This window comes from Paraburkholderia sp. A3BS-1L, assembly GCF_051125215.1.
Taxonomy (GTDB): domain Bacteria; phylum Pseudomonadota; class Gammaproteobacteria; order Burkholderiales; family Burkholderiaceae; genus Paraburkholderia.
On record NZ_CP120442.1, the window covers coordinates 3,238,660 to 3,265,471 of the forward strand.

The 26,812-nt window shown below is 63.3% G+C and carries 24 protein-coding genes; 6 read left to right on the forward strand and 18 right to left on the reverse strand.

What is annotated here, in order from left to right; translation table 11 throughout:
* Positions 1 to 205 precede the first annotated feature (205 nt).
* From P5W99_RS14835 to P5W99_RS14910, 16 genes are all read right to left on the reverse strand, one after another.
* Positions 206 to 1,333, reverse strand: a complete 1,128-nt coding sequence (locus P5W99_RS14835) for an SLC13 family permease (protein ID WP_434662614.1) — start codon at positions 1,331 to 1,333, stop codon at positions 206 to 208.
* A gap of 44 nt (positions 1,334 to 1,377) precedes the next feature.
* Positions 1,378 to 2,265 carry a ParB/RepB/Spo0J family partition protein gene (locus P5W99_RS14840; RefSeq protein WP_421025073.1) on the reverse strand — a complete coding sequence of 296 codons (888 nt, stop codon included), beginning with the start codon at positions 2,263 to 2,265 and terminating at the stop codon, positions 1,378 to 1,380.
* Positions 2,266 to 2,284: 19 nt separating this feature from the next.
* A complete protein-coding gene (locus P5W99_RS14845; protein WP_421025074.1) occupies positions 2,285 to 3,055 on the reverse strand; it encodes a ParA family protein in 771 nt (256 codons plus the stop codon).
* Positions 3,056 to 3,195: 140 nt separating this feature from the next.
* A complete protein-coding gene (rsmG, locus tag P5W99_RS14850; RefSeq protein WP_421025075.1) occupies positions 3,196 to 3,888 on the reverse strand; it encodes a 16S rRNA (guanine(527)-N(7))-methyltransferase RsmG in 693 nt (230 codons plus the stop codon).
* Positions 3,885 to 5,843, reverse strand: coding sequence for a tRNA uridine-5-carboxymethylaminomethyl(34) synthesis enzyme MnmG (gene mnmG / locus P5W99_RS14855; protein WP_421025076.1), 1,959 nt, complete (start codon positions 5,841 to 5,843; stop codon positions 3,885 to 3,887). The genes rsmG and mnmG overlap by 4 nt, the downstream gene beginning before the upstream one ends.
* Before the next feature lie 234 nt (positions 5,844 to 6,077).
* Positions 6,078 to 6,824, reverse strand: a complete 747-nt coding sequence (locus tag P5W99_RS14860; RefSeq protein ID WP_421025077.1) for an ABC transporter ATP-binding protein — start codon at positions 6,822 to 6,824, stop codon at positions 6,078 to 6,080.
* Positions 6,824 to 8,611 (reverse strand): branched-chain amino acid ABC transporter ATP-binding protein/permease, encoded by a 1,788-nt coding sequence (locus P5W99_RS14865; RefSeq protein WP_421025078.1) that lies wholly within the window; start codon positions 8,609 to 8,611, stop codon positions 6,824 to 6,826. Before P5W99_RS14865 ends, P5W99_RS14860 begins: the two co-directional genes overlap by 1 nt.
* A gap of 4 nt (positions 8,612 to 8,615) precedes the next feature.
* Positions 8,616 to 9,671 (reverse strand): branched-chain amino acid ABC transporter permease, encoded by a 1,056-nt coding sequence (locus tag P5W99_RS14870; protein ID WP_421025079.1) that lies wholly within the window; start codon positions 9,669 to 9,671, stop codon positions 8,616 to 8,618.
* 234 nt (positions 9,672 to 9,905) lie between these two features.
* On the reverse strand, positions 9,906 to 11,075 hold the full coding sequence (locus P5W99_RS14875; RefSeq protein WP_421025080.1) for an ABC transporter substrate-binding protein: 1,170 nt from the start codon (positions 11,073 to 11,075) through the stop codon (positions 9,906 to 9,908).
* Between the two features lie 232 nt (positions 11,076 to 11,307).
* The gene (locus P5W99_RS14880; protein ID WP_421025081.1) at positions 11,308 to 12,474 is read right to left on the reverse strand and encodes an ABC transporter substrate-binding protein; all 1,167 of its coding nucleotides are present in this window, start codon (positions 12,472 to 12,474) and stop codon (positions 11,308 to 11,310) included.
* A 668-nt stretch (positions 12,475 to 13,142) separates the two neighbouring features.
* Positions 13,143 to 14,114 carry a branched-chain amino acid ABC transporter permease gene (locus tag P5W99_RS14885; protein ID WP_421025082.1) on the reverse strand — a complete coding sequence of 324 codons (972 nt, stop codon included), beginning with the start codon at positions 14,112 to 14,114 and terminating at the stop codon, positions 13,143 to 13,145.
* Positions 14,114 to 14,998: a branched-chain amino acid ABC transporter permease gene (locus tag P5W99_RS14890; RefSeq protein WP_421073843.1), complete on the reverse strand. Its 885-nt coding sequence runs from the start codon at positions 14,996 to 14,998 to the stop codon at positions 14,114 to 14,116. The genes P5W99_RS14885 and P5W99_RS14890 overlap by 1 nt, the downstream gene beginning before the upstream one ends.
* 136 nt (positions 14,999 to 15,134) lie before the next feature.
* A complete protein-coding gene (locus tag P5W99_RS14895) occupies positions 15,135 to 16,352 on the reverse strand; it encodes an ABC transporter substrate-binding protein (protein ID WP_421025084.1) in 1,218 nt (405 codons plus the stop codon).
* Between the two features lie 112 nt (positions 16,353 to 16,464).
* Positions 16,465 to 17,226, reverse strand: a complete 762-nt coding sequence (locus P5W99_RS14900; protein ID WP_421025085.1) for an ABC transporter ATP-binding protein — start codon at positions 17,224 to 17,226, stop codon at positions 16,465 to 16,467.
* Complete coding sequence (locus P5W99_RS14905) at positions 17,223 to 18,002, reverse strand: ABC transporter ATP-binding protein (protein WP_421025086.1); 780 nt, start codon at positions 18,000 to 18,002, stop codon at positions 17,223 to 17,225. The genes P5W99_RS14900 and P5W99_RS14905 overlap by 4 nt, the downstream gene beginning before the upstream one ends.
* 334 nt (positions 18,003 to 18,336) lie before the next feature.
* Positions 18,337 to 20,043 (reverse strand): GMC family oxidoreductase, encoded by a 1,707-nt coding sequence (locus P5W99_RS14910; RefSeq protein WP_434661301.1) that lies wholly within the window; start codon positions 20,041 to 20,043, stop codon positions 18,337 to 18,339.
* 171 nt (positions 20,044 to 20,214) lie between these two features.
* Between P5W99_RS14910 and P5W99_RS14915 the strand changes: the two genes are divergently transcribed.
* Both P5W99_RS14915 and P5W99_RS14920 read left to right on the forward strand, forming a co-directional pair.
* Entirely contained in the window at positions 20,215 to 21,102 is an 888-nt protein-coding gene (locus tag P5W99_RS14915; protein ID WP_421025088.1) for a LysR family transcriptional regulator, read from the forward strand.
* 205 nt (positions 21,103 to 21,307) lie between these two features.
* Positions 21,308 to 21,835, forward strand: coding sequence for a class IV adenylate cyclase (locus P5W99_RS14920; protein WP_421025089.1), 528 nt, complete (start codon positions 21,308 to 21,310; stop codon positions 21,833 to 21,835).
* Between the two features lie 33 nt (positions 21,836 to 21,868).
* Here P5W99_RS14920 and P5W99_RS14925 read toward each other — a convergent pair whose 3' ends face one another.
* Entirely contained in the window at positions 21,869 to 22,360 is a 492-nt protein-coding gene (locus P5W99_RS14925) for an Lrp/AsnC family transcriptional regulator (protein WP_065062258.1), read from the reverse strand.
* Positions 22,361 to 22,501: 141 nt separating this feature from the next.
* On the opposite strand from P5W99_RS14925, the gene phhA reads away from it, so the two are divergent.
* Both phhA and P5W99_RS14935 read left to right on the forward strand, forming a co-directional pair.
* On the forward strand, positions 22,502 to 23,434 hold the full coding sequence (gene phhA / locus P5W99_RS14930; RefSeq protein ID WP_434661303.1) for a phenylalanine 4-monooxygenase: 933 nt from the start codon (positions 22,502 to 22,504) through the stop codon (positions 23,432 to 23,434).
* Positions 23,435 to 23,574: 140 nt separating this feature from the next.
* Entirely contained in the window at positions 23,575 to 23,886 is a 312-nt protein-coding gene (locus P5W99_RS14935; RefSeq protein ID WP_434661305.1) for a 4a-hydroxytetrahydrobiopterin dehydratase, read from the forward strand.
* Positions 23,887 to 23,987: 101 nt separating this feature from the next.
* On the opposite strand, the gene P5W99_RS14940 is transcribed toward P5W99_RS14935, so the two are convergent.
* Positions 23,988 to 24,152 (reverse strand): hypothetical protein, encoded by a 165-nt coding sequence (locus P5W99_RS14940; protein WP_421025091.1) that lies wholly within the window; start codon positions 24,150 to 24,152, stop codon positions 23,988 to 23,990.
* Positions 24,153 to 24,247: 95 nt separating this feature from the next.
* Here P5W99_RS14940 and P5W99_RS14945 point away from each other — a divergent pair, with 95 nt between their 5' ends.
* Together P5W99_RS14945 and P5W99_RS14950 are read left to right on the forward strand one after the other, a co-directional pair.
* Complete coding sequence (locus P5W99_RS14945; RefSeq protein ID WP_091999860.1) at positions 24,248 to 24,934, forward strand: response regulator; 687 nt, start codon at positions 24,248 to 24,250, stop codon at positions 24,932 to 24,934.
* Between the two features lie 333 nt (positions 24,935 to 25,267).
* Positions 25,268 to 26,803, forward strand: coding sequence for a sensor histidine kinase (locus P5W99_RS14950; RefSeq protein ID WP_421025092.1), 1,536 nt, complete (start codon positions 25,268 to 25,270; stop codon positions 26,801 to 26,803).
* Positions 26,804 to 26,812 lie beyond the last annotated feature (9 nt).

The following is a 26,812-nucleotide window of genomic DNA, read 5'->3' on the forward strand; positions in this document are numbered from 1 at the left end:
TTGTAAGCGATAGTTGCAGCCAATTCAAGACTTTAGGCCGTTTCATAACACGCATGAAATACTACTTCATCATGCGGAAAACGCACCATTACGCCGCAGGTAACGGAAACTGTAAGGTCACGCGCGAACGTCAGGAGAGCCAAGCAAAACGGGGCGCGATTTTACCGTGGAAAGATGACTGTGTCGCTGCATTGTGGTTTTTCTGTCAGAAAAAATACAACACTAGTCCACCACCGATAACGGCGATTACCCAGAACGGGATAGAGATCAAATGGAACGGCAGCCACACGCCTTGCACGCCGGAAAGCCGCACGGCAATCAAATTCGCCAGCGAACCGATGGCAAACCCGAAACCGCCGACGCTCACGCCAAACGCCAACGCGCGCCAGTCGTGCGTGAAACCCGCGAGCACGATGGCGGCAGGCACGTTGCTGATGCCCTGCGAGAGGATGGCGCCTGCTGCGTAGGCGCGTAGTGGCGTCTGCAATCCGAGATTCTCAAGTGCGTGGTGAATCCACGGCAGCGCGGCGGCACTGCGTAACACGATGAACATCAGCACGAAGATCAGCAGCAAAAGCCAGTCGATCTTCAGCACGATTTTCATGCGCCAGATGAGAAAACCGACTCCGACGCCACCCAATGCGATGCCCGCGCGATGCGTGTCTGCAAGCAGCACGAACGCTACGAAAAGTAATGCGGCAACGCCTGCCAGCGCGCGATCGACTTGATGGCGTTCGACGTCGATCGTCAAATCGAGTGGCTTAGGCTTGAAAAGAAGCGCGGCGAGCAAGAACAGCAGCGCCATCAACAGCGCGCAGAGCGGCGCAAGCGACGCAACAAAGCGACCAAATGACGCACCGCTAAGTTGCCAAAGAAACAGGTTCTGCGGGTTGCCTAGCGGCGTGAGCACCGAGCCCGCATTCACGGCGAGCGCGATCACGATGACAAGCCGCTTTAGCGGCAGCGGCGTAAGTCGGTGCAACGACAGCACGAGCGGCACCACGACAAAAAGCGCGACGTCGTTCGTCACCACCGTCGAGAGCAACGCTGCGAATGCAACGAGAAGGAATGCGAGCGAGCGCTCGGAACGAATCCGGCGCACCAGCCTATGCGCCACCCAAGTCAGGAATCCTGAGTATTCAAGCGCTTTGGTGAGAATCAGCAGACCGGCGAGCGTCATCACCGTTTGCCAGTCGACCAGCGCGGGAAGCGAAGACCATGCGCGCGGCGCGCAAATCTGCAACGCGACGAACGCGACGACGAGTATCGACAAAACCGGCTCGGCAAGCGCGAACGCGCCGAGCCCGCGCAGCACGCTTAACGGGCCGCGCAAAGCAGTATGGGATTCACGCACGGCAAACGACTATGAGCATGGAGTCAAACAGCAGCTTCGCCACGCAGGCGAAGCAGAATACCGTCGAGCGCATCGAGGTCGCCGAAATCGACAGTGAGCTGGCCGCGCCCTCTCCTGCCAAGCTTGATCTTGACCGTGGCAGCCAGCAAATCGGACAGCTCATCTTCGAGACGGCGCGTGTCGCGGCCGCCGTCGTGCGCGGCCTTCGCCTTCACTGCGGGGGCGGCCTTGGTGGTGTTCGAAACGAGCTTTTCCGTTTCACGCACCGACATGCGCTTGTTGACCACCTGATTGGCGAGCGTGATCTGTGTGGCCGCATCGACTGCGAGCAACGCACGCGCGTGGCCCATGTCGAGATCGCCTGCGAGCAGCATGGTCTGCACCGGTGCAGCAAGATTCAGCAAACGCAGCAGGTTCGACACCGCGCTACGCGAGCGCCCCACCGATTCGGCGGCCTGCTCGTGCGTGAAACTGAACTCGTCGAGCAGACGCTGAATGCCCTGCGCCTCTTCAAGCGGATTGAGGTCTTCGCGCTGGATGTTCTCGATCAGCGCCATCGCGGCTGCGGCCTGGTCGGGCACATCCTTCACGAGAACCGGCACTTCCTTGAGACCGGCAATGTGCGCCGCACGGAAGCGTCGCTCGCCCGCGATGATCTCGTAGCGCTCGGGGCCAACCGGGCGCACCAGGATCGGTTGCATCAGCCCTTGCGCACGAATGCTCGCCGCGAGTTCCTGTAGCGCGCCTTCGTCCATGCGCGTGCGCGGCTGGTATTTGCCGGCTTGCATCTGCGTGAGCGCGAGCGTATTGGGCGCGCCCTCGATCTTCACCGCTTCGGTAATGTCCGCGCTGCCGCCGAGCAATGCTTCGAGTCCTCGGCCCAGTCCTTTCTTCCGTGCTACTGCGTTCATCGTGCTTCCCCAGTCCGAGTCAGAGTGCGCGTACGCGCTCGATCATTTCCGCGCCGAATTGCACATAAGCCTGCGCGCCGCGCGACGCGCGATCGAACACCACGCCCGGCAAGCCGTAGCTAGGCGCTTCGGCAAGCCGCACGTTGCGCGGAATCACCGCGTCGAACACCTTATCGCCAAAGTGCTCCTTCAGTTGCTCAGAGACCTGTTGCTGCAGCGTGATGCGCGGATCGAACATCACGCGCAAAAGACCGATCACCTTCAGGTCGCGATTCATGTTCGCGTGCACCTGCTTGATCGTGTTGACGAGGTCTGACAACCCCTCGAGCGCAAAGTACTCGCACTGCATCGGAATCACGACACCGTGCGCCGCGCACAGTCCGTTGAGTGTGAGCAAGGACAACGCCGGCGGGCAGTCGATCAGCACGAAATCGTATTCGTCGTCGACCTGGGCGAGCGCAGCCCGCAAGCGGCGCTCGCGCTGCTCGACCGTCACCAGTTCCACTTCGGCACCCGCGAGCTCGCGATTGGCCGGCAGAACGTCGTAGCCCACCTGCTCCGGCCGCGTGCGCGCCTCCGGCACCGAAACGCCGTCGACCAGCACTTCGTAAACCGTGTTCTCGCACGCCGCCTTGTCGATGCCGCTGCCCATCGTGGCATTGCCCTGCGGGTCGAGATCGATGAGAAGGACACGCTGTCCCTGCGATGCGAGGCTCGCGGCGAGATTGACCGTTGTCGTCGTCTTGCCGACGCCGCCCTTCTGGTTCGCAACGCAGAAGATTTTTGCCATCTTTTGTGTGTCCCTTTTACTGCCTTAAAAAGTTTGCTTACGTTATAGCGTATATGCCGCTGGGCGCGCTATCCGGTCATTCGGCCTGGGCCATTCGGCTTGGGCCGTATGAGCCTGGCCATCTCCGCCAGTGAACCACGTTATTGTGTCGGCTTAACCACCACTTCGGTCAGATGCCGCTCCGCATCGAGCATCGGTACCGTCAGACGAATCGTCTGCAGCGTGCGCGCCCCGTCTGGCAAGCGCTCGATCTCGGTGTCGGGCCTCACGCCCTTCATCGCCCAGATCGCACCACCGTCCGCAACAAGGTGACGGGCCAGTGTAACGAAATCGGCCAGTTCCGCGAATGCCCGCGAGACGATCAGATCGAATTTTTTTGGCACTTCGATCCCAGGACGCAGCGATTCAACACGCCCCGTCACCACAGACAGATTCGCAAGATCCAATTCAGCCTTGGCCTGCGACTGGAACGCCGACTTCTTTTGCACGATGTCATTCAGGGTGACTTGCCAGTCCGGACGCGCAACCGCGAGCACGATGCCGGGCAAGCCGCCGCCCGAGCCAACGTCGAGCACCGAGGCGTCGGCGCATTTGGGTAAATGCGGCAGGATCGAAAGCGAATCGAGGATATGCTGGATGAGCATCTGGCGCGGATCACGGATCGCCGTCAGGTTATAGACGGCGTTCCACTTCGCCAGCAATGCGACATAGTCCAGCAACTGCTCGTGCTGCCGCTCGCTCAAATCGAGGGAGAGCGCCTGCGCGCCCTCCTTCAGCAGCCGTGCGAGCGCGTCGCGATCCGTGATGCCGGGTTGCCTTGCGCGCCCCGTCATTGAGCCACCGTCGTGTTGTCCGCGCCCTGATCGGACGGGTTCTGGCGCCGGCGGCCCAGGCCGCGCTTCAGGTGAACCATCAGCAGAGAGATAGCGGCAGGCGTGATGCCCGAGATGCGCGACGCCTGGCCAATGGTTTCGGGGCGGAATTGATTCAATTTCTGGCGCGCCTCGAACGATAGACCGCGAACTTCAGCGTAATCGATGCCGTCCGGCAGACGCGTGTTCTCGTGAGCGCCGTTGCGCTCGATCTCATCGGCCTGACGATCGATATAGCCCTGATATTTGATGCCGATTTCGATCTGCTCCTCGATCTGGGCAAGCAGGATTTCGTCGTCAGCAAGCGGTGTCTCAGGCGCGCAGGCGCCTTCGCGCAGGCCGCACACGCCATCGTAGCTCACACCAGGACGGCGCAGCAGATCCGCGAGGTTGTACTCGCGATCGATGGGTTTGCCGAGGAGCGCCGTTGCCTCTTCTGCGCCCAATGTCTTCGGATTCACCCAAGTCGACTTCAGGCGCTCTGTTTCACGTGAAACAGCGTCGCGCTTGCGGCTGAATGCATCCCAGCGAATATCGTCGACAACACCAAGTTCACGGCCGATTTCCGTCAGGCGCATATCGGCATTGTCTTCGCGCAGGCTCAGACGGTACTCCGCGCGGCTCGTAAACATGCGGTACGGCTCGGAAACGCCGCGTGTCACCAAGTCGTCGACCAGCACGCCGAGGTACGCTTGATCGCGGCGCGGACACCACGCGTCCTTACCCTGCACCTGCAAGCCTGCGTTGATGCCCGCAAGCAGCCCTTGCGCTGCGGCCTCTTCGTAGCCGGTCGTGCCATTAATCTGGCCCGCGAAGAACAGACCACTAATCACCTTCGTTTCCAGCGATGCCTTCAGGCCGCGCGGATCGAAGTAGTCATACTCGATCGCATAGCCGGGGCGCAGGATATGAGCATGCTCCAGCCCGCGCATCGAATGCACGAGCTCCAGCTGAACGTCGAACGGCAGACTCGTCGAGATCCCATTTGGGTAGAACTCGTTCGTCGTCAGGCCTTCGGGCTCCAGGAAGATCTGATGCGATTCCTTCGAGGCAAATCGGTGGATCTTGTCTTCGATGGACGGGCAATAGCGTGGCCCCACCCCTTCGATCACGCCTGTATACATGGGCGAGCGGTCGAGACCGCCGCGAATAATGTCGTGCGTACGTTCGTTGGTGTGTGTAACCCAGCAGGGAATCTGCTTCGGATGCTGCTCTGCCCTGCCCAGAAACGAGAACACAGGCACCGGATCGAGGTCGCCTGGCTGCTCTTCGAGCATCGAAAAATCGATCGAGCGACCATCAATGCGCGGCGGCGTGCCCGTTTTAAGGCGCCCTTGCGGCAGCTTCAGCTCTTTCAGGCGTGCAGACAGCGTCACCGCCGCCGGGTCACCGGCACGGCCGCCTGTGTAGTTGTTCAGGCCCACATGAATCTTGCCGTCGAGGAACGTTCCCGCCGTCAGCACCACCGCGCGTGCGCGGAAGCGGATGCCCACCTGCGTCACAGCCCCGACAACGCGGTCGCCTTCAACCATCAGATCCTCAACCGCCTGCTGGAACAGCCACAGGTTCGGCTGATTTTCGAGGCGCCGACGGATCGCTGCCTTGTACAAGATACGGTCGGCCTGCGCACGTGTCGCACGCACAGCCGGCCCTTTGGACGAATTGAGAATGCGGAACTGGATGCCGCCCTCGTCGGTGGCAGCGGCCATCGCACCGCCTAGCGCGTCGACTTCCTTGACCAGATGGCCTTTGCCAATGCCGCCGATCGACGGATTGCAGCTCATTTGGCCGAGCGTTTCGATGTTGTGCGTGAGCAGGAGCGTCTTGACGCCCATGCGAGCGGCGGCAAGCGCAGCCTCGGTGCCGGCGTGACCGCCGCCGACGACGATGACGTCAAATTCTGTGGGAAAAAGCATGGCTGGACCTCACGCATGGACGAATGGACCGCGTGAGCCTTCTCAGAAAAAAGTGGTATGCGCGAATTATAACGGTTTCGGGTTTTAGGTCGTTCACACCCGAATTTTTGTCGGCCGGAGTTAGTGCTTCAACTCCGGTCCCATGCAGAGCCGCAGAGTCAGTTAGCGCACGCGAATAAAAAACGGCGTGTTTCACGTGAAACACGCCGCCCATTTCTACAGAGGTTGACGAGATCAGACCTGCTTTTTAGCCAAACCAAGGTAAGTCTCGATCACCCGCGGATTCTGCGCCAGATCTTGCGCCGGCCCCTCGAGCGCCAGATCGCCGGTTTCCAATACGTAGCCGTAATCGGAAATCTGCAGCGCGGCGCGAGCGTTCTGTTCGATCAGAAGCGTCGCCACGCCCGTCCGTCGCAAGGCGCTGATGATATGGAAGATTTCCTTGACGATCAGCGGTGCAAGCCCGAGGCTAGGCTCATCGAGCATCAGCAGATCCGGCTTGCCCATTAGCGCACGCCCGACCGCGAGCATCTGGCGCTCGCCGCCCGACAGCGTGCCCGCAGCCTGGGCGCGCCGCTCCTTCAGACGCGGAAACAGTTGAAAGACGTGATCGAGTTGGTCGAGAAAGTTGCGCTCCCCTGCCCGCTTACGCCGATAAGCGCCGAGCACGAGGTTGTCTTCGACGGTCATTGAAGCAAACAGCTCGCGCTTCTCGGGCACGAGACACATGCCGCGAGCGACGCGTCGCTCGATCGGCAGCATGCCGATTTCCTCACCCTGATAGGCGATCCGGCCGCTGGCATAGCCCGTGACGGGCAGCGAACCCATGATGGCGTTGAGCAGCGTGGACTTGCCAGCTCCATTGGGGCCAATCACGGAGACGATTTGCCCCGCGCCCACCTTGATTGCGGCCTTGTGCAGCGCCTCGATTTTGCCGTAACGGACGGCGAGCCCAGAGACTTCGAGTACAGGTGCGCTCATCACTCCACCCCGCCCAGATAGGCCTCGAGCACCGCCGGGTCCTGCTGCACGTCTTCCGGCAATCCTTCCGCGATCCGCGTGCCAAACTCCATCACGACCAGGCGGTCGGTGAGGTTCATCACGAAATCCATGTCGTGTTCGACCAGCAGCACGCTCATCCCCTCCTCTCTTAGTCTGCGTAGCAGACCCGCCAACTGTTGCTTCTCCTTGTAACGCAAGCCGGCTGCGGGCTCGTCGAGCAACAGCAGGGTCGGATCGCAGCAGAGCGCCCGCGCAATCTCCAGAATGCGCTGCTGGCCGAGCGCGAGGCTGCCGGCCTCGTCGTACATGTGCTGCTCGAGGCCGACGCGGCGAATCTGCCTGGCCGCCTCGCTCATCAGACGCCCTTCCTCCGCAGCATTGAGCTTTACGACGCTGCGCAGCACACCCGAATGGCCGCGCAGATGCGCGCCAATCGCCACGTTCTCCAGCACGGTCATCGTCGGCAGCAGCTTGACGTGCTGGAACGTCCGCCCGATACCGCGCGCGACGATTTCACGTGAAGTCAGCTTGTCGATGCGCTCGCCGCGGAACGTAATCGCACCGCTGGTCGGTTGCAGCACGCCGGTCACGAGGTTGAAGGTGGTCGATTTGCCCGCGCCGTTCGGGCCGATCAAGCCGATGATCTGCCCCGCCCGCACCTCGAAACTCACATCATTGACGGCGACGAGCCCGCCAAACTGCTTGCGCGCCTTATCGACGGTCAGCAGCATTTCGCCCGCGGCTGGCTTGCTGCGCTGCGGCAAGGCCTCGGCATGCTCGGGCACGTGAGCCTGCGGCCCGCGCGGAAAGAAGCGCGCCACGAACGGCCACACGCCGCGCCGAGCATATTGCAGCAGCAGCACCATCAAGATGCCGAACACGATGATCTCGAAGTTACCGTTCTCGCCCAACAGCTTCGGCAACAGCGTCTGCAGCCAGTCTTGCAGCACGGTGAGGATCGCAGCACCGAGGACCGCGCCCCAGACGTGCGCCACGCCGCCCACCACGGCCATGAACAGGTATTCGATGCCGTGGTTCAGGCCGAAGGGCGTCGGGTTCACCGCACGTTGAAGATGGGCGTAGAGGAAGCCGGAGACCGCCGCGAGCACCGCCGCGTAAACGAAGATCACCACGCGCATCCACGCCGTGTTCACGCCCATCGCCTCGGCCATCAAACCACCGCCGCGCAAGGCCCGGATGGCACGGCCCGTGCGGCTATTAAGCAGATTCTGAACAGAGATGACCGACGCCAGCACCACCACCCAGATCAGGTAATAGATATGGCGTCCCGATTCGAGCTTGATGCCGAGCACGTTGAGTACCGGAATGCCATTGATCCCGTCGTACTTGCCGAGCATCTCAAGGTTGCCGAACAGGAAGAACAGCGCGAGGCCCCAGGCGATGGTGCCGAGCGGCAAGAAGTGGCCGGAAAGCCGCATGGTGACGAGCCCCAGCACGAGCGCGACAAGCGCCGTGATCACGATGCCGACGATCAACGCCAGCCACGGCGAGACACCGTATTGCGTGGTCAGGAAAGCCGTCGCATAGGCGCCGAGCCCGACGAACGCGGCCTGCCCGAAGCTCGTCATCCCGCCGATGCCGGTGAGCAGCACGAGCCCGATGGCGACGATCGAATAGAGGCCGATATAGTTGAGCAGCGTGATCCAGTACTCGGGCACGTGCACGGGGCCTGGCAGCACCGGCAGCGCGAACATGACCACGAGGAACAGCCAGAAGAAGCGGTTGTGCAAAACGAGTCGTTTCATCGCGTCACTCCTCTTCCTCTTCGGCATGCGGCGTGGAAAGACTGCGCCACAACAGCACGGGAATGATCAGTGTGAACACGATCACTTCCTTGTAGGAGCTTGCCCAGAACGACGAATACGACTCCAGCAGGCCCACGAGCACGGAGCCGGCAGCCGCAAGCGGATAACTCACGAGGCCGCCTATGATGGCGCCCACGAAGCCCTTCAGACCGATCAGGAAGCCCGAGTCGTAGTAGATGGTGGTGAGCGGCGCCACGAGCACGCCGCACAGCGCGCCCAGGCCTGCCGCGAGCGTGAACGCGAGCCGCCCGGCCTGGGTCGTGCCGATGCCCACGAGGCGCGCGCCCAGCCGGTTCACCGAGGTCGCGCGCAGCGCCTTGCCCGGGATCGTGCGGTCGAAATAGAAGTACAGCGAGACGATCAGCACCACCGCAGTGCCGATGACCCACAGGCTCTGCCCTGAAATCGAGAGGCTTCCGACGTTGAACGTTGCGTCGGTGAATGCGTTCGTGCGCGAACCTTCGGCGCCGAACATCACGAGCCCGAGCCCCACCATCGCGAAGTGCACGGCCACGGCCACGATCAGCAGCAGCAGCGTGGTCGCCTCGGCGATGGGCTCGTACGCGAGCCGGTAAACGAACGGCCCCATCGGCACGACGATCGCGAGCGTGAGCGCGATCTGCGCGAGCATGGGCAGCGGCTGCCCGGCTACGCCGCGCGTCAGCGCATAGAGCGCGACAGGAAACAGCAGATACTTGCCCGCGAGCGTCACGAGCGTGCGCGGCGCGTGCTTGCGCCGTTCGGCGTGCCGCACGACCCCGGCAGTCTCCACCACGAAGCACGCGGCGCCCAGCGCAACGAGCAGCCAGCAGGTTGCGGGAAACTTCTGCGATTGCAGCGCGGCCAGCGTGAGCGCGCCGTATGAGACGAACTCGCCCTGCGGAATGAAGATCACCCGCGTCACGGAGAACACCAGCACCAATGCGAGCGCAAGCAGTGCGTAGATCGCTCCGGTGGTGATGCCGTCCTGCGCGAGGATCGCGGCGATCGATAAATCCATAACCCCTCTTTGTGTAGCGCGTGAAACCAGGAACAAGCCGGATACGTCGAAAAAACCGGCGATGCAAGAAAAGCGCGCGGCGCAGCCGCCGGGCTGCGCCGCCTTAAAAGAGACACCGCGAAGACGCGGTGCGCAGCCATTGTGAGTGACCGGAATGAACCGCAAGTGTTGAGGGCGCGGCGTGCGTTTCACGTGACGCCGCGCAGCGTCACGCCACTACATCGTGCGCGGCGCTCACTCGGCCTGCAACTTCCACTTGCCGTTAACGATCTCGACAATCACGCGCGCGCGCTCGTCGAGGCCGTTGTGATTGGTGGGTGTGGTGTTCATGATGCCGTGCGAGAGCGGCAGTTCCTTGACGTTTTCCAGCGCGTCGCGCAGCGCCACGCGGAACGCCTCGGTACCGGGCTGCCCGGCCTTCAGCGCCACCGGAATCGCGCGCTGGAGCATCTGGCCCGCGTCCCAGGCGTGGCCGCCGAAGGTCGCCACGGAGCCCGCGCCGTAGGCCTTCTCGTAGGCCGCCTTATACGCTAGCGCCGACGTCTTCACAGGGTTCGAATCAGGCAGTTGATCCGCAACCAGAATCGGGCCCGCGGGCAGGATCTCGCCTTCGCAGTCCTTGCCGCACACACGCAGGAAGTCGTTGTTCGCTACGCCGTGCGTCTGATAGATCTTGCCCTTGTAGCCGCGATCCTTGAGCGTGGTCGCGGGCAGCGCCGCCGGCGTGCCCGAGCCTGCGATCAGCACGGCGTCAGGATTCGCCGACATCAGCTTGAGCACCTGCCCCGTGACCGACGAATCCGCGCGGTTATAGCGCTCGTTTGCGACAACCTTGAGATTATGCTTCGCGGCCGCCGCGCCGAATTCCTTGTACCAGCTCTCGCCGTAGGCATCCGTGAAGCCGATGAAGCCCACCGTCTTCACGCCATGCTTCTCCATATAGCCCGCGATCGCATTGGCCATCAGGTCATCGTTTTGCGGCGTCTTGAACGCCCATTTACGCTTGTCGTCCATTGGCTGCACGATGGCCGCCGACGCCGCAAGCGAGATCATCGGCGTCTTGCCTTGCATCACGACGTCGAGCATCGCCAGCGAATTGGGCGTCACCGACGAACCGATGATCGCGTCCACGTGATCCTCGTCGATCAGCTTGTGCGTGTTCTGCACGGCCTTGCTCGTGTCGGAGGCGTCGTCGAGCACGATGTACTGCACGCTCTTGCCTGCGATCTCCTTGGGCAACAGCGCCACGGTGTTCTTCTCCGGAATGCCGAGCGACGCAGCCGGCCCCGTTGCTGACAGCGTCACACCGATCTTCACCTGCGCGGCGGCCATGCCTGCCGCCCCCATCAGCGCCGCTGCGAGTCCGGCGCTAATCGATCTCAAAACCCACTTTTTCGTTTTCATTGCGCGTCTCCAAACGCTTTGTCTGCGTGTTATCGAATCATCCGGCGCCAATTACTATGATCTTCGTAAATCCAGCGCTGGCCTCTGAGTGTAGTAATCAGGGTCCTGCATGTGATGCATGGTTTTCCCTGCCCGCCCCGCTTCGTTGCATCGGCAACAAAAAAAAGGCACCTCGATTCGAGCGTGCCTTTTTCGTCTCTTGCTTGCTGTGCTTGCGCGTTCCTCGTGAAACTCAGTCGCCGGCCAGCTTCCACTTGCCGCCGCTAATCTGCACCATCACGCGCGCGCGTTGATCGAGGCCCGCATGATCGTTTGCGCTCATGTTGAAGATGCCATGCGCGCCAGCAACGTCGTGCGACTCCTCAAGCGCCTTGCGCAGCGCCTCGCGGAACGCCTTCGTGCCCGGCTGGCCCGCCTTCAGCGCGACCGGAATCGCGTGCTGCAACAACAGGCCCGCGTCCCACGCATGACCGCCGAACGTCGAGATCGAGCCCGGGCCATAGGCCTTTTCGTAGGCCGCCTTGTATGCGAGCGCCGATTGCCTGACCGGATTCGAGGCCGGCAACTGGTCGGCCACAAGCAGCGGCCCCGCCGGCAGATAGGTGCCCTCGCAATCCTTGCCGCACACACGCAGGAAATCGTTGTTCGCCACGCCATGCGTCTGATAGATCCTGCCCGCGTAGCCACGCTCCTTGAGCGTCTTCTGCGGCAGCGCGGCCGGCGTGCCCGCGCCGGCGATCAGCACGGCGTCGGGATGCTGCGAGATCATCTTGAGCGCCTGGCCCGTGACCGAAGCGTCGTTGCGCGCGAAGCGCTCGTTCGCCACGATCTTGATGCTCTGCTTCGCGGCAGCGGCGCTGAATTCCTTGTACCAGCTCTCGCCATAGGCGTCCGAGAAGCCGATGAAGGCCACCGTCTTCACGCCGTGCGCGGCCATGTGCTGCGCGATGGCGCCGGCCATCAACTGATCGTTCTGCGGCGTCTTGAAAACCCAAGCGCGCTTCGCATCCATCGGCTCGACGATCGTGGCCGCAGCGGCCATCGAGATCATCGGGGTGGACGTTTCGGCAGCGACGTCGATCATCGCGAGCGAATTCGGCACCACGGTCGAGCCGAGCAGCGCGTCCACGTGCTCTTCGCTCGTCAGCTTGCGCGCGTTCTTCACGGCCTGGGTGGAATCGGTGGCGTCGTCGAGCACGATGTACGCGACGCGTTGGCCGGCGATTTCCTTCGGCAGCAGCGCGACCGTATTCCTCTCGGGAATCCCCAGCGATGCCGCCGGCCCCGTGGTCGACAGCGTCACGCCGATCTTCACGTCCGCCTGCGCCGCACCTGCGGTCGCCGCGAGCACCCCGGTCGCGACACAAGCCGCGCTCATCCAACGCCAAACCAACCGCATCTCGACTCCTTCGACAATCGTTCTCTTTATTGCCCCGGATTTTCGGCGAATCCGTAAAACCATCCGGGCAGATAATGCTGACCGCATGGTCGGCGAATGGCGAGTGTAACGGAGCGATGTTTGGCGCAGCAAGCGCTTTCCAATGGCTTACGGCGCGAATGCAACGCCTGGCAGGGCTCACGCTCGCTGCGGCAACGTTTGCTTAATTCGAAACGTGAAAGAATGCGGACGTAATCGTCGAAAAGCGCCGATTATTGGCGAACGCCATACCGAGGTAACGAGAGGAAAAAGAAGAAAAACCGGAAGGGAAAAGATAATCTGGAAGCGAGAACGTATGCCAGCCAAAAAACGGCGCACGAATATAAAAAGCGCTGTTGGATTTCCATCCAACAGCGCTTCCTTGTCCGGGCACTTTGTGCCTCAGTTGTCTCCTCGTTCTCCACCTGCAAATTTGGTGCACCAGAACTAGGTAAGACTTTAAACTTCACCCCCCCTATCGGGCAACTAGCATTTACCCCTAGTGGTGCAGTGCGGCACCTTAAGAGGGCAACTGCAAGGGCACCGCGCGAGCGCTGCGGGAGCGCTCCACGGGCGTTCTGGCGTGCCATTGTCTCATTGCCGCCGACCAAAAACCATGAAGCCGGACGTTCATTTGCTGCGCCGCTCTATCAAGCCCGCAACGGCCGCACGCGCGAGACGATCTCGCCAACGATGCCGCGCCGGAACGCCAGCACGCACGCGATGAAGATGAGGCCGGTCACGATCGTCGCCGACTCGCCCAGCGAGCGGAACCAATCCACGCCCGTCAGATGCGCGAGCGCGGTGCCGATGTCGCCGAGCCGGTCTTCGAGCGCCACGATCAACGCCGCCCCGAGCAACGGCCCGAACAGCGTGCCCATGCCGCCCACGAGCGTCATCAGGATCACAAGACCGGACATGGTCCAGTAGGCGTCGCCGAGCGTCTCGAAGCCGAGCACGAGCACCTTGAGCGCCCCGGCGAGGCCCGCGAGGCCCGCCGAAAGCACGAACGCGAGCAGCTTGAAGCGATCGGTGTCGTAGCCGAGCGAAACGGCGCGCGGCTCGTTCTCCTTGATCGCGCCCAGCACCTGCCCGAACGGCGAGTGCACGGTCCGCACGATCAACATGAACGCGAGCACCATCACCACGAGCACGACATAGTACAGCGTCAGATCGGAGTCGAGCGAGACGAGCCCGAACAGCTTGCCGCGCGGCACGCCCTGGAGGCCATCTTCGCCGTGCGTGAACGGCGCCTGCAGGTACACGAAGTACACCATCTGCGCGAGCGCGAGCGTGACCATCGCGAAGTAGATACCCTGGCGGCGGATCGCGAACAGTCCCACGATCAGCCCGAGCGCCGTGCCCGCGACCGTGCCGGCCAGCACGCCCAGCTCCGGCGTGAAGCCGAGCGACTGGATCGTGTAGCCAGTGGTATAGCCCGCCGTCGCGAGGAACATCGCATGCCCGAACGAGAGCAGCCCCGTATAGCCGATCAGCAGATTGAACGCCGCGGCAAACAGCGCGAAACACAGCACCTTCATCACGAAGAGCGGATACGCGCCGACGAAAGGCGCCACGATCAGCCCGATCAGCAGGACGCCATAAAGCACTTTTCTTTGCATCACCGTTCCTTGCCGAAGAGGCCAGCGGGGCGAATCAGCAGCACGATCGCCATGATCACGAACACCACGGTAGCGGAAGCCTCAGGCCAGAACACGCGCGTGAAGCCTTCGATCACGCCGAGCAGGAGGCCCGTGATGATCGAGCCCATGATCGAGCCCATGCCGCCGATCACGACCACGGCGAACACCGTGATGATCATCGGCTGGCCCATCAGCGGCGAGACCTGGATGACCGGCGCGGCCAGCACGCCCGCGAACGCGGCAAGCGCAACGCCGAAGCCATAGGTGAGCGTGATCATGAGCGGCACGTTGATGCCGAACGCCTCGACGAGCTTGGGGTTCTCGGTGCCGGCGCGCAGATAGGCGCCAAGGCGCGTCTTCTCGATCACGAACCAGGTGGCGAAGCACACGGCCAGCGATGCGACCACGACCCACGCGCGATAGTTGGGCAGATACATGAAGCCGAGATTGGTCGCGCCCGAAAGCGCGTCGGGCACGTTATACGGCTGCCCCGAGGAACCGTAGATCGAGCGGAACACGCCTTCCACCACGAGCGTGAGCCCGAAGGTCAGCAGGAGTCCATACAAATGATCGAGCCGATAAAGCCAGCGCAGCATCGAACGCTCGATCACGACGCCGATGAGACCCACCAGAATGGGCGCGACGAAGATCATCACCCAGTACGGCAGGTCGAAGTAAGCGAGGCCCATCCACGTGAGCATCGCGCCCAGCATGAACAACGCGCCGTGCGCGAAGTTGATCACGTTGAGCATGCCGAAAATCACCGCGAGGCCCAGGCTCAGGATCGCGTAGAACGAGCCGTTCACGAGCCCGAGCAACAACTGGCTCAGCATTGCCGGAAGCGGAATGCCAAAGATCGTCATGAAAGCCGCCATGAATGCCAACAACGGTTATGCACACAAGCAGCGCGCGGCGCGGGCTTCTCTTGCGCCGCGCCGCGTGCAGCATGCCTGACACCCCTGCGTCACACCCTTCGGGTCCGACAAAACGCCAGGGCGCTTACTTCCACAGCGCGCATTTGCTCTCCTGCTTCGTGGTGTACGCCTGCTCGCCCGGAATCGTCTGCAGGACCTTGTAGTAGTCCCACGGCTTCTTCGATTCGGACGGCTTCTTCACCTCGACCAGATACATGTCGTGGATCAGCACGCCATCCGCGCGAATGTAGCCGCCCTTCGTGTACATGTCGTCGATCTTCGTCTTCTTGAGCTCGGCCATCACCTTGTCGGAATCGGTCGTGCCGGCCGCCTGCACCGCCTTCAGATACGAGGTCACTGCCGAATAATCGGCCGCCTGCAACTCGGACGGCATCTTCTTCGTCTGGTCGTAGTAGCGCTGCGCCCACTTGCGCGTCGCGTCGTTCTGGTCCCAGTACCAGCCGGTCGTGAGCACGAGGCCCTGCGTGGTGTCGAGCCCGAGGCTGTGCACGTCGGGCAGGAACATCAGCAGCGCGGCGGTCTTCATCGTCTTGTTGATGCCGAATTCCTTCGCGGCCTTGATCGCGTTGACCGTATCGCCGCCCGCGTTCGCGAGGCCGAGAATCTGCGCCTTCGACGACTGCGCCTGCAGCAGGAACGACGAGAAGTCCGACGCGGAGAGCGGATGGCGCACTTCGCCGAGCACCTGGCCACCGTTCGCCTTCACGACATCCGCGGTGTTCTTCTCGAGCGACTTGCCAAACGCGTAATCGGCGGTCAGGAAGAACCAGCTCTTGCCGCCCTGCTTGAGCACCGCGAGGCCCGTGCCCTTCGCGAGCGCCACCGTGTCGTAGCCGTAGTGAACCGTGTACGGGGTGCACTGCTCGTTCGTCAGCGCATCGGTGCCCGCGCCGGTGTTGATGTACACGCGCTTCTTCTCGAGCGCGACCTGGTTCATTGCCAGTGCGGTCGCCGAGTTCGTGCCGCCGAGCAGCAGGTCGAGCCCGTCACGGTCCATCCATTCGCGCGCCTTCGACGCCGCGATGTCCGCCTTGTTCTGATGGTCGGCGTACACCACCTGGATTGGCTTGCCGAGCACCTTGCCGCCGAAGTCCGCCACCGCCATCTTGATGGCGGCGAGGCCGCCCGGGCCGTCGTCGTCCGCATAGAGGCCCGACATGTCGGTGATGAAGCCGATCTTCACCGCGTCGTTGGCGGCCTGCGCGGTCCCTGCGCTGAACGCCATCACGGCAGCCGAGGCGGCAAACAGGCCCGCAAGCCGCGCGAACGTGGTTTTCTTCATTGCAGTCTCCTTCATTTGGTTGCGTTGTTATTCAGGAACACTCCATGAACACCGGAGGCAAACGAATCGCGCGGCGCGGTCCTGCGCCCGCACGCGACAAAAGAAATGGGAACTAGACCCCCAACAGGTCATGCAGCACGGGCATCTTGCCTTCGAGCTCGGCAATGCCGAAGCGCTCGACGATGCGCCCGTGCTCCATCACGTAGAAACGGTCGGCGAGCGGCGCCGCGAAGCGGAAGTTCTGCTCGACCATCACGATCGTGTAGCCGCGCGACTTCAACGTGATGATCATGCGTGCGAGCGTCTGCACGATGACCGGCGCAAGGCCCTCGGAAATCTCGTCGAGCAGCAGCAGGTTCGCGCCCGTGCGCAGGATGCGCGCCACGGCGAGCATCTGCTGCTCGCCGCCCGAGAGTCGCGTACCCTGGCTGTTGCGGCGTTCCGCGAGATTCGGGAACATCGAGTAGATCTCGTCGAGCGACATCCCCTTCGCGCCCTTCATGCCGATCGCGGGCGGCAGCAGCAGGTTTTCCTCGCACGAGAGGCTTGAGAAAATGCCGCGCTCCTCGGGGCAGTAGCCCACTCCGCAATGCGCGATGCGGTAGGTAGGCATATGAATGGTCTCGCGCCCGCCAATGCGGATCGACCCGGTGCGCCGGCCCGTGAGGCCCATGATCGCGCGCAGCGTGGTCGTGCGCCCCGCACCGTTGCGCCCGAGCAGCGTGACGACTTCACCGCGTTTCACGGAAAAATCGACGCCGTGCAGGATGTGCGATTCGCCATACCAGGTTTGCAGGCCCGCGATTTCGAGGGCGCTTTCGCCGGATGCCGCATTCACGGCCGCTTCGTGCCCATGTTCCGTCACCGTGCTCATGCGTGCGCCCCCACGAGCGCCGCGTCGGCACTGCCCATGTACGCTTCAGCCACGAGCGGGTTCTTCGACACTTCCGCGTAGCTGCCCTCCGCCAGCACCTCGCCGCGCTGCAGAACCGTAATGGTGTCGGAAATGCCGGCGATCACGTTCATGTTGTGCTCGACCATCAGGATCGTGCGTCCGCTCGATACCTTCTTGATGAGCGCCGTGACGCGGTCCACGTCTTCGTGACCCATGCCCTGGGTGGGCTCGTCGAGCAGCATGAGTTCGGGCTCCATCGCGAGCGTGGTCGCGATCTCGAGCGCGCGCTTGCGTCCATAGGCGAGTTCGACGGTCGGCACGTCGGCGAAATCGGTGAGGCCCACCTGGGTGAGCAGATCCATCGCGCGATCGTCGAGTTCGGCGAGCGTGCGCTCGCTCTTCCAGAAGTGATACGCGGTGCCGAGTTGGCGCTGCAGGCCGATACGCACGTTCTGCAGCGCCGTCAAATGCGGAAACACCGCCGAAATCTGAAACGAGCGAATGATGCCGCGCCGCGCGATCTGCGCGGGCCGCTCATGGGTAATGTCGATGCCGTTGAAGACGATGCGTCCCGAGCTCGGGACCAGAAATTTAGTTAGGAGGTTGAAACAAGTGGTCTTGCCCGCGCCATTCGGTCCAATGAGCGCGTGAATCGAACCGCGGCACACCCGCAGGTTCACCCCGTTGACGGCCGTGAAACCTTTGAATTGTTTCGTGAGGCCGCGTGTCTCCAGAATCGTGTCGCCGAGAATCATGTCCCCTTCCACGCGAAGTAAGGCGTAACACTTCAGATCGTTCGTGCTGGGCAGTGCCCGACTTTGCACGACGCGCCATGTTTGGGCGCGCGTTTGCCCGCTCTCTCATTCCGCGCCATTGTCTCGCCAATGATGCAGCGCAATCATTGGGATTTGCACTTACGGGTGAGCAACACGGTTCACATTCTCTCAACGCGCAATTTGATAGCAAATAGCAGCATGAAGGCATCGTGATGACATCGATTTGAATGCACCGCGATTGCGCGCAAGACGTGGCAAAGCGCTTGCGCCGCCTTGCGCGGCGCAAGTCCTGGATAGTGGTCCGAAACGCGCGTCACGCAGGTGTCGCAGACGCACTCGCCTCATTGCGCACGTTCGTGGATGCGCCTGTCCGACGGTCTTCGCGCAGCATCTGCGCGGCGCGCTCCGCAATCATCAGCGTGGGCGAATTCGTGTTGCCCGAGGTGATGATCGGCATCACCGATGCATCCACGACACGCAAGCCCTGCACGCCGCGCACGCGCAGCCGCGCATCGACCACGGCGTCCGGGTCGTCGGCGCGGCCCATGCGGCAGGTGCCCACCGGATGGAAAATCGTCGTGCCCACGTTGCCGGCCGCCTCGCGCAGTTGCGCCTCGCTCTGGAACGCGGACCCCGGCAGAATTTCCTCCGGACGATAACCCGCGAGCGCAGCCGAGGCCGCTATGCGACGCGTAAGCCGCATGGCATTCGCAGCCACGCGCAAGTCTTCCTCGGTGGACAGATAGTTCGGCGCAATCACGGGCGCGTCCTCGGGGTTAGCCGACACTGCATGAATGCTGCCGCGCGATGTGGGCTGCAAATTGCAGACCGATGCCGTGAACGCGTTGAAGCGATGCAGCGGCTCGCCAAAGCGATCGAGCGAAAGCGGCTGCACGTGATACTGCAGGTCGGGACGCGTCTTGCCTGGATCGGACTTCGCGAACGCGCCGAGCTGCGAGGGCGCCATCGACATCGGACCGCTCTGGAACAGCGCATATTCCATGCCGATCATCAGCTTGCCCCACCAGTGCGCGGAGGCCGTGTTGAGGGTGCGCACGCCGTTCACGCGAAACGCCATGCGCAGTTGCAGATGGTCCTGGAGGTTTTCGCCTACTCCGCGCAAATCCTTCACGACGCTCACCCCGAGCCGCGCGAGCCGCGCCGCATCGCCCACGCCGGAGCGCTCCAGCAATTGCGGCGAGTTCACCGCGCCCGCGCTCAGAATGACTTCGCAGCGCGCACGCGCGAAATACGCAACGTCGCCGCGATATTCCACGCCCACGCAACGCGTGCCCTCGAAGATCATGCGCTCGGTGAGCGCGCCCGTAATCACGGTGAGATTGGGCCGCTTCATGGCCGCTCGCAGAAAGGCCTTCGAGGTGTTCCAGCGCACGCCGTGCTTCTGGTTCACCTCGAAATAGCCGACGCCGCCGTTCGGGCCGCCGCTGTCGCCGCGATTGAAATCGTCGACAGCGGGAATGCCCTGCTCCTGCGCGGCTTGCGCGAACGATTCGAGAATCCGCCACTTCAGGCGCTGCCTCTCGACGCGCCATTCGCCGCCTGCGCCGTGATACGCGTTCGCGCCGCCGTGGTGATCCTCGCTGCTGCGAAACACGGGCAGCACCGCATCCCACGACCAGCCCGAGTCGCCGGTCACGCGCGCCCATTCGTCATAGTCCTCGCGCTGGCCGCGCATATAGATCATGCCGTTGATCGACGACGATCCCCCCAGCACGCGCCCACGCGGATACGACAGCGCCCGGCCGTTGAGGCCTTCCTCGGCAACGGTTTTGTAGCGCCAGTCCGTGCGCGGATTGCCGATGCAGTACAGGTAGCCGACCGGGATATGTATCCAGTGATAGTCGTCCTTGCCGCCCGCCTCGATCAACAGCACCGAGACATCGGGGTCTTGCGTGAGGCGGTTGGCGAGCACGCAGCCCGCCGAGCCGGCGCCGACGATCACATAATCGAATTCGCCTTCCAGGCGGCGCGTGGGTGCGTCGCGTTCTTGTATGGCCATGGCTGGGTGTCTCCTGTCGATGGGGCCTGGCGCCTTCGTGCCAGGTTCCATCCCGTGCAGAGCTTTTGTGCTCGTAACGCCTGTTCTTTGCCAGTTAGCGTAATCGCGCAAGGCATCGGCGATCCAATGATTAATCCTCAACAGAGATATAAGGCGAGTTAATATCAGCGCATGGACCTGACCTTGTTGCGCGCATTCGTGACGGTCGCGCGAGAGGGCAATCTCACGCGCGCGGCCACGCATCTGCATCTGACCCAGCCGGCCGTGAGCCTGCAGATCAAGCATTTGCAGGAGACGCTCGGCGTCACGCTTTTCACCCGCACCTCGCATGGCCTCGTGCTCACGCGCGACGGCCAGGCGCTGCTGCCGCACGCCGAGCGCGCACTCGCCGCCGCCGGCGACGTACAGCGCGCCGCCGCCGCGCTGCGCCACGAGGTGCGCGGCCGGCTGCGCATCGGCACCATCCTCGACCCCGCGTTCCTGCGCCTCGGCGGCTTCCTGCGCCAGCTCGTGGAAACCTGGCCGCAGATCGAGACGGCGCTGCGTCACGGCATGTCGGGCTGGGTGCTCGACCAGGTGCGCGCCCGCGAACTGGACGTGGGCTATTACATCGGCCAGCCCGCGCCCGATCCCGACATCTTCCACACCCTCACGCTCACCCGCTTTCAATACCGCGTGCTCGCGCCCGCCGGCTGGAAAGACCGCGTCAAGGGCGCGCGCGACTGGCGCGCGCTCGCGGCCCTGCCGTGGATCTGGACGCCGCCCGCGTCGGCGCATAACCGGTTGCTCTCGGGACTCTTCGAAGCCGCGCACGCCAAGCCCGTGAAAGTCGCCGAGGTGGACCAGGAGCCGTCGATGCTCGATCTCGTGAAATCGGGCGTGGGACTCTCGCTGGCCCGCGAGCCCACCGCGATCGCCGAAGCACACGCGCATGCGCTCACCATCGTCGAAGGCGTGACGGTGCCCACCGAACTCACTTTCATCACGCTCGCCGCGCGCCGCGACGAACCGGCCATTGCGGCTGCGCTCAAGGCCATCGAAACGCAATGGGCGATATGAGCCGTGCTCATGAACGTGTGCACGACAGAGGCGGGTGAAACCGCGGGTGTAACAGCGCGGTCACACAAGTTTTGCTAGATTCGCAATTCGCTCCGCGTTTTGCGCGCCCTGGCCACCTGATACACCCGATGCGCGCGAATGCAGGCATGGAGGCGCGGCGCGTTCCTGGCCTCGCCCATCGTTTCCCGTCCCACAGGAGCCGTGCATGGCCCGCAACATCGAAATCAAAGCCCGCGCCCGTCATTTCGACGCTCTGCGCGAACGCGCCGCCCAACTCGCACCCGACGCGCCGCTGATCTTTCGCCAGCAGGATTTTTTCTATGATGTGCCGCGCGGCCGCCTGAAGCTGCGCCAGTTCGACGACGGCACACCGCCAGAGCTGATCTTCTATCAGCGCGACGACCGTGACGGCCCGAAAGCCTCGTACTACACGCGCAGCCCCGTCACCAATGCCGAGGCGATGCACTCGCTGCTCGCCACGGCGCTCACGACACGCGGCATCGTGTCGAAGGAGCGCCACGTGTATCTGGCGGGCCGCACGCGCATCCATCTGGACCGCGTGGATGGTCTGGGCGACTTCGTCGAGCTCGAAGTGGTGCTCGGCCCCGAGGACGACGAGCAAGGCGGCGAAGCCGAAGCCCACGCAATGTTCAGGCAGCTAGGCGTGGATGAAAGCGATCTGGTGGCCGTGGCCTACGTCGATCTGCTCAACGCGCCAGCCGTGGCGGCCTGAGCGGCCGGCAGCGCACGCCTCGCGGCGCCGGATTCAGGGCGCCGCCGCGCCGGGCTCCAGATGCCCGAGCGGCAGCGGACCATTGCGTTTGAAGGTCGTGAGCACGATGTTCGAGCGCACGCTATCCACGCCGGGCACCCGCATCAGCTTCTTCATGACAAACGACGACAGCGCGTTCAAATCCGGCGCCACGATGCGCAGCAAATAGTCGGCGTCTCCCACCACGGCATGGCATTCGAGCACCTCCGGCAGCACGTCGATCTGCTGCTGGAACTGCTCGATGATCGAATCCCCGTGATGCTTCAATTTCAGGCTCGTGAACGCGGTCACGCCCAAGCCCAGCTTTTCGGGCCGCAGCACGACGCGATAGCCGTCGATCACTCCCGACGCCTCCAGCCGCTGCAGCCGCCTGCCGATCTGCGAAGGCGAAAGCGGCACCTGCTCGCCCAGTTGCTGATGCGTGGCGCGGCCAAAGCGCTGCAAGACATCGAGCAGCGCAAGGTCGAAATGATCGAGTTCGAGCATGAAAAAAATCCGCATTAATGGGTTTAATAATGCTCGATTATTGCATATATAACGTCTTACTTGCCTCTAATGCGCGCATGCCGCGCCTGCTCCGCTCTACACTTGCGTCTTCACCCGCATTTTTATCGGAGCGCTACAAACATGGCTGCCGCTGCCACCGCGAAGCTGCAAGAGGAGTTCGACGCGGGCCTCACGACCCGTCCCGACTTCACCATCGACCAACCGCTCGAACGCTACGACGCAGTCGATCACGCCGTCTGGGACCAGCTCTACCGGCGGCAGACGGCGCTGCTCGAAGGCCGCGCCTGCGAGGCGTTCATCGAAGGCGCACACCGCATTGGCCTGGACGTCGCGCACGTGCCGGTGTTCGACGCTGTGAGCGAACGGCTGATGGCCGCGACCGGCTGGCGCATCGTGGCGGTGCCGGGGCTCGTGCCCGAGCGCATCTTCTTCGAGCACCTGGCGCACCGCCGCTTCCCGGTCACCTGGTGGATGCGCCGCCCGGACCAGATCGATTACCTGCAAGAGCCGGACTGCTTCCACGATCTGTTCGGCCATGTGCCGCTGCTGACCGACCCCGTTTTCGCCGATGGGATCCACGCTTACGGGCAAGCCGCGCTTGCCGTAGACGAAAACGCGTTGCCGCTGCTCGCGCGGCTCTATTGGTACACGGTGGAATTCGGCCTGATACGTGAGACATGCGGTGATACAAGCGGTGATACAAGCGGCGACGCAAACGCGCCGCATGGCGTGAAGATTTATGGCGCGGGCATTATGTCGAGCAAGGGCGAATCGCTCTACAGCGTGGAAAGCGCCGCGCCCAACCGGCTGGCCTTCGACCTCGAGCGCGTGCTGCGCACGCGTTATCGCATCGACACGTTTCAGAAGACCTATTTCGTGATCGACTCGTTCGCGCAGTTGTTCGACGCGCTGGGCACGGGCATTGCCGCGCATCTAGCAGATCCCGCGCCGCTCATTGCCGCCGCGCCCTACACCGCTGGCGACGTGCTGCACAGCGACACGGTCTACACACTCGGCACGCGCGAAGGCTGGCTCGACGACGGCGACGTCTAAGCGCGCCATCCGACCGGACGCGCGAATTGCCGCACCACTGTCCGGCTAGCTCGCGCAGGTTGCCCATCCGTGAAAAAATGGCCTATTGACCTGGCGCGTTTGCCGGGCCCGGAATACACCCAGCACAGACAGGTGCCACGATGATCAATCGACTCACATCCGAAGAGCGCGCCACGCAGCTCGCCGAACTCCGCGGCTGGCATGCCGTCGCGGGCCGCGACGCCATCCAGCGTCATTTCCGTTTCGCCGACTTCAACGAAGCCTTTGGCTTCATGACGCGCGTGGCCATCAAGGCGCAGGAAATGAATCACCATCCCGAATGGTTCAACGTCTACAACCGCGTCGAAATCACGCTTTCGACCCACGAGGCCGACGGCCTCACCACGCGCGACATCCAGCTCGCGCGCTTCATCGATTCGATCGCGCCCGGCCCCCTCGCCGCCTCGGCCTGAATGAAGATCGCGTAAGCGCTTTGCGTGCGTCGCGCGTTAGATGGAAACCCGCACGACGCACGGCACGCATAAGCGCTGCAATGAAAGCATAATGCAGGGTATCAGGCGTCCAAACCTTCAGCTTTGAAGGCCATTTTTGAAGGATACGTAAGACTCCCAGGCAGCGCCTGCATAGGGTCTAAACGTTCCGGTGAGAAGACGTTCTGACGCTGTACAATCAGCAGCGCATACGGTCTGGAACGCACTTCCTGGCCCAACGACAACACGAGTTCGTCGCCGCTCGAAGGCGAGCAGTTGCGCCAGAAGTCGAAACGCGAACTGCGTGCGTAAGTGCTAAACCCATTGTATTTGAGCGAATCCCATGCGACTCCTTCTGATCGAAGACGACCGCCCTATCGCACGCGGTATCCAGTCTAGCCTCGAACAAGCCGGCTTCACGGTCGACATGGTCCACGACGGCATCTTCGCCGAACAGGCACTCACGCAAAACCGTCACGAACTCGTGATTCTCGACCTCGGCCTGCCGGGCATCGACGGCATGACGCTGCTTTCGCGCTTTCGTCAGAGCAACCGGCACACGCCTGTCATCGTGCTCACCGCACGCGACGAGTTGAACGACCGTGTGCAAGGCCTCAATTCGGGCGCCGACGACTACATGCTCAAGCCGTTCGAGCCGGCCGAACTCGAAGCCCGCATTCGCGCCGTGATGCGCCGCAGCGGCCCGCACGGCGACGTGCCGCGTCCTGAAGTCTCGCTCGGCGGCGTGCGTCTCTCGGGCGTCGACCGCCGCATCTTCAACGACGACAAGCCGCTCGAACTCTCGCCGCGCGAGTTTGCCGTGCTCGAAATGCTGCTGCTGCGTCATGGCCGCGTCGTGAGCAAGGCGCAACTGCAGGACCACCTCACGCACTTCGGCGGCGATCTCGGCGACACCGCAATCGAAGTCTACGTGCATCGCGTGCGCAAAAAGCTCGAAAGCTGCCGTGTCGAGATCGTCACGGTACGTGGTTTCGGTTACCTGCTGCAGGAAATCCGCCAGGCCGCCTGAGGCCCCGGCGAGCCATCAGGCACTCGATTGGCGGCGCATGCCCTCATGCGCCGCCATCACTCCTTTGCTTGCGCTTTAAGCCCGCCACGCATGGGTTGAAGCCCGCGGCGCCCCGCGCGCCGTTGCGCAGGCTTGCTGAGCACTGCACGGTTGCGCGAGCACCCGCACACCTGCCCGCTCACCCGCGAAGCACGTCACCGCCCTCGCTCCGTCCCTCATCTTCGGCCCGTGCCTGCCCCAGGCCCGCTCACCCGCGTAAAATGGGCTCCAATTCATGCGGCGCGCCCGTCGCGAACCTGCCGAGCGCGTAACCTTTCATCGCCCGAACCGACCATGTCCCTACCGGCCGCAACGAGCCTGCGGCGCACGCTATTGCGGCGCCTCGCCGCCCCACTTTCGCTGCTCGCGCTGATGAGCGGCCTGATTGCCTATTGGCTCGCGTGGCAATACACGCAGCACGTGGTCGACCGCTCGCTCGCCGACCTTGCCACCGCCATTTCAAGGCAGATCCAGATCGCCGGCCCTGAAGCACCCATTACCGTGCCGCCGCTCGCACAGGCGATGTTCTCCGACCCGGTCGAGCAGCTCGTCTACCGTATCAGCGACGGCGAAACCGAAATTGCCGGCGACCACGACCTGCCGCTGCAAGGCACCAACGTGCGCCGCATGCACTATGCGTATGTGTTCGAGACCCTTTACAAGGGCGTGAGCGTGCGTGTCGCGCAGGTACGTGTGCCGCAAGCCAAGGGCAATCCCATCGTCGTGGAAGTGGGCCAGCCCGTGCATCACCGCTTTCGCATCGCCGCCGAATTCCTCGTGGCAATCATGATGCCGCTGCTGCTGCTCCTGCTCGCTGGCTGGGCGATCGTATGGCGCGTGGTGAACCAGCAGCTCAACCCGCTCACCGATCTCGCCGACTCGCTCAATCGGCAGACGCACACCTCGCTCGAACCCGTCGACGAAACCTTCGTGCCGGTCGAAATTCGTCCGCTCACGGGCGCGCTCAACGCACTGCTCGGACGCCTGAAGACCGCGCTCGACGCCCAGCGCAAATTCATCGCCGACGCCGCGCATCAGCTGCGCACGCCGCTCACGGCCGTGAAGCTGCATGCGGAGCAAGCCGTGAACGCGCGCGAGCCGCAGAAAGTCAGCGACGCCGTGCGCGAATTGCGCGCCGCCGCCGACCGCGCAGTGCGGCTCTCCAACCAGTTGCTCTCGCTCGCGCGTGCCGAGCCAGGCGAACAGGCGGCGCGCTTCGTCGACATCGACATGGCGGCGCTCGCATTTGAAACCGGCGCCGAGTGGGTGCCGCGCGCGCTCGCGAGCCAGGTCGACCTCGGCTTCCAGCGTCTCGACGATCCCGAAAACGACACGCCGCTGATGGTGCGCGGCAACCCCGTGCTGCTGCACGAAGTGATCGCCAATCTGCTCGACAATGCACTGAAGTATCTGCCGCCCGCGCGCCCCGACGGCGGACGCATTACCGTGACCGTCACGCAGACGCGCGCCGATGGCATGCCGATGGCCGAAATCGTGGTCGAGGACAATGGCCGCGGTGTGCCGCAAACGCAGCAAGCCGATCTTTTCAAGCGCTTCTTCCGCGGTGACGGGCAAACCGAGAGCGGCGTGGACAGCGGCGCGGGCCTTGGCCTTGCGATCGTGCACGACATCATGACGCTGCATCGCGGCAGCGTGCATTATGAGGACGCGCCGGAAGGCGGCGCGCGTTTCATCGTGCGCGTGCCGCTCGTGAACCGTCCGGCACTCGATGCGAACGACGGCAAGGAAGCGAAACGCATCAAGGATTCGGCCGCCGCCGCGGCGCACGCCGAAGCAAGCGAAGCCGACGCACCGGACGCCGGTCGCTGACTGACTTCA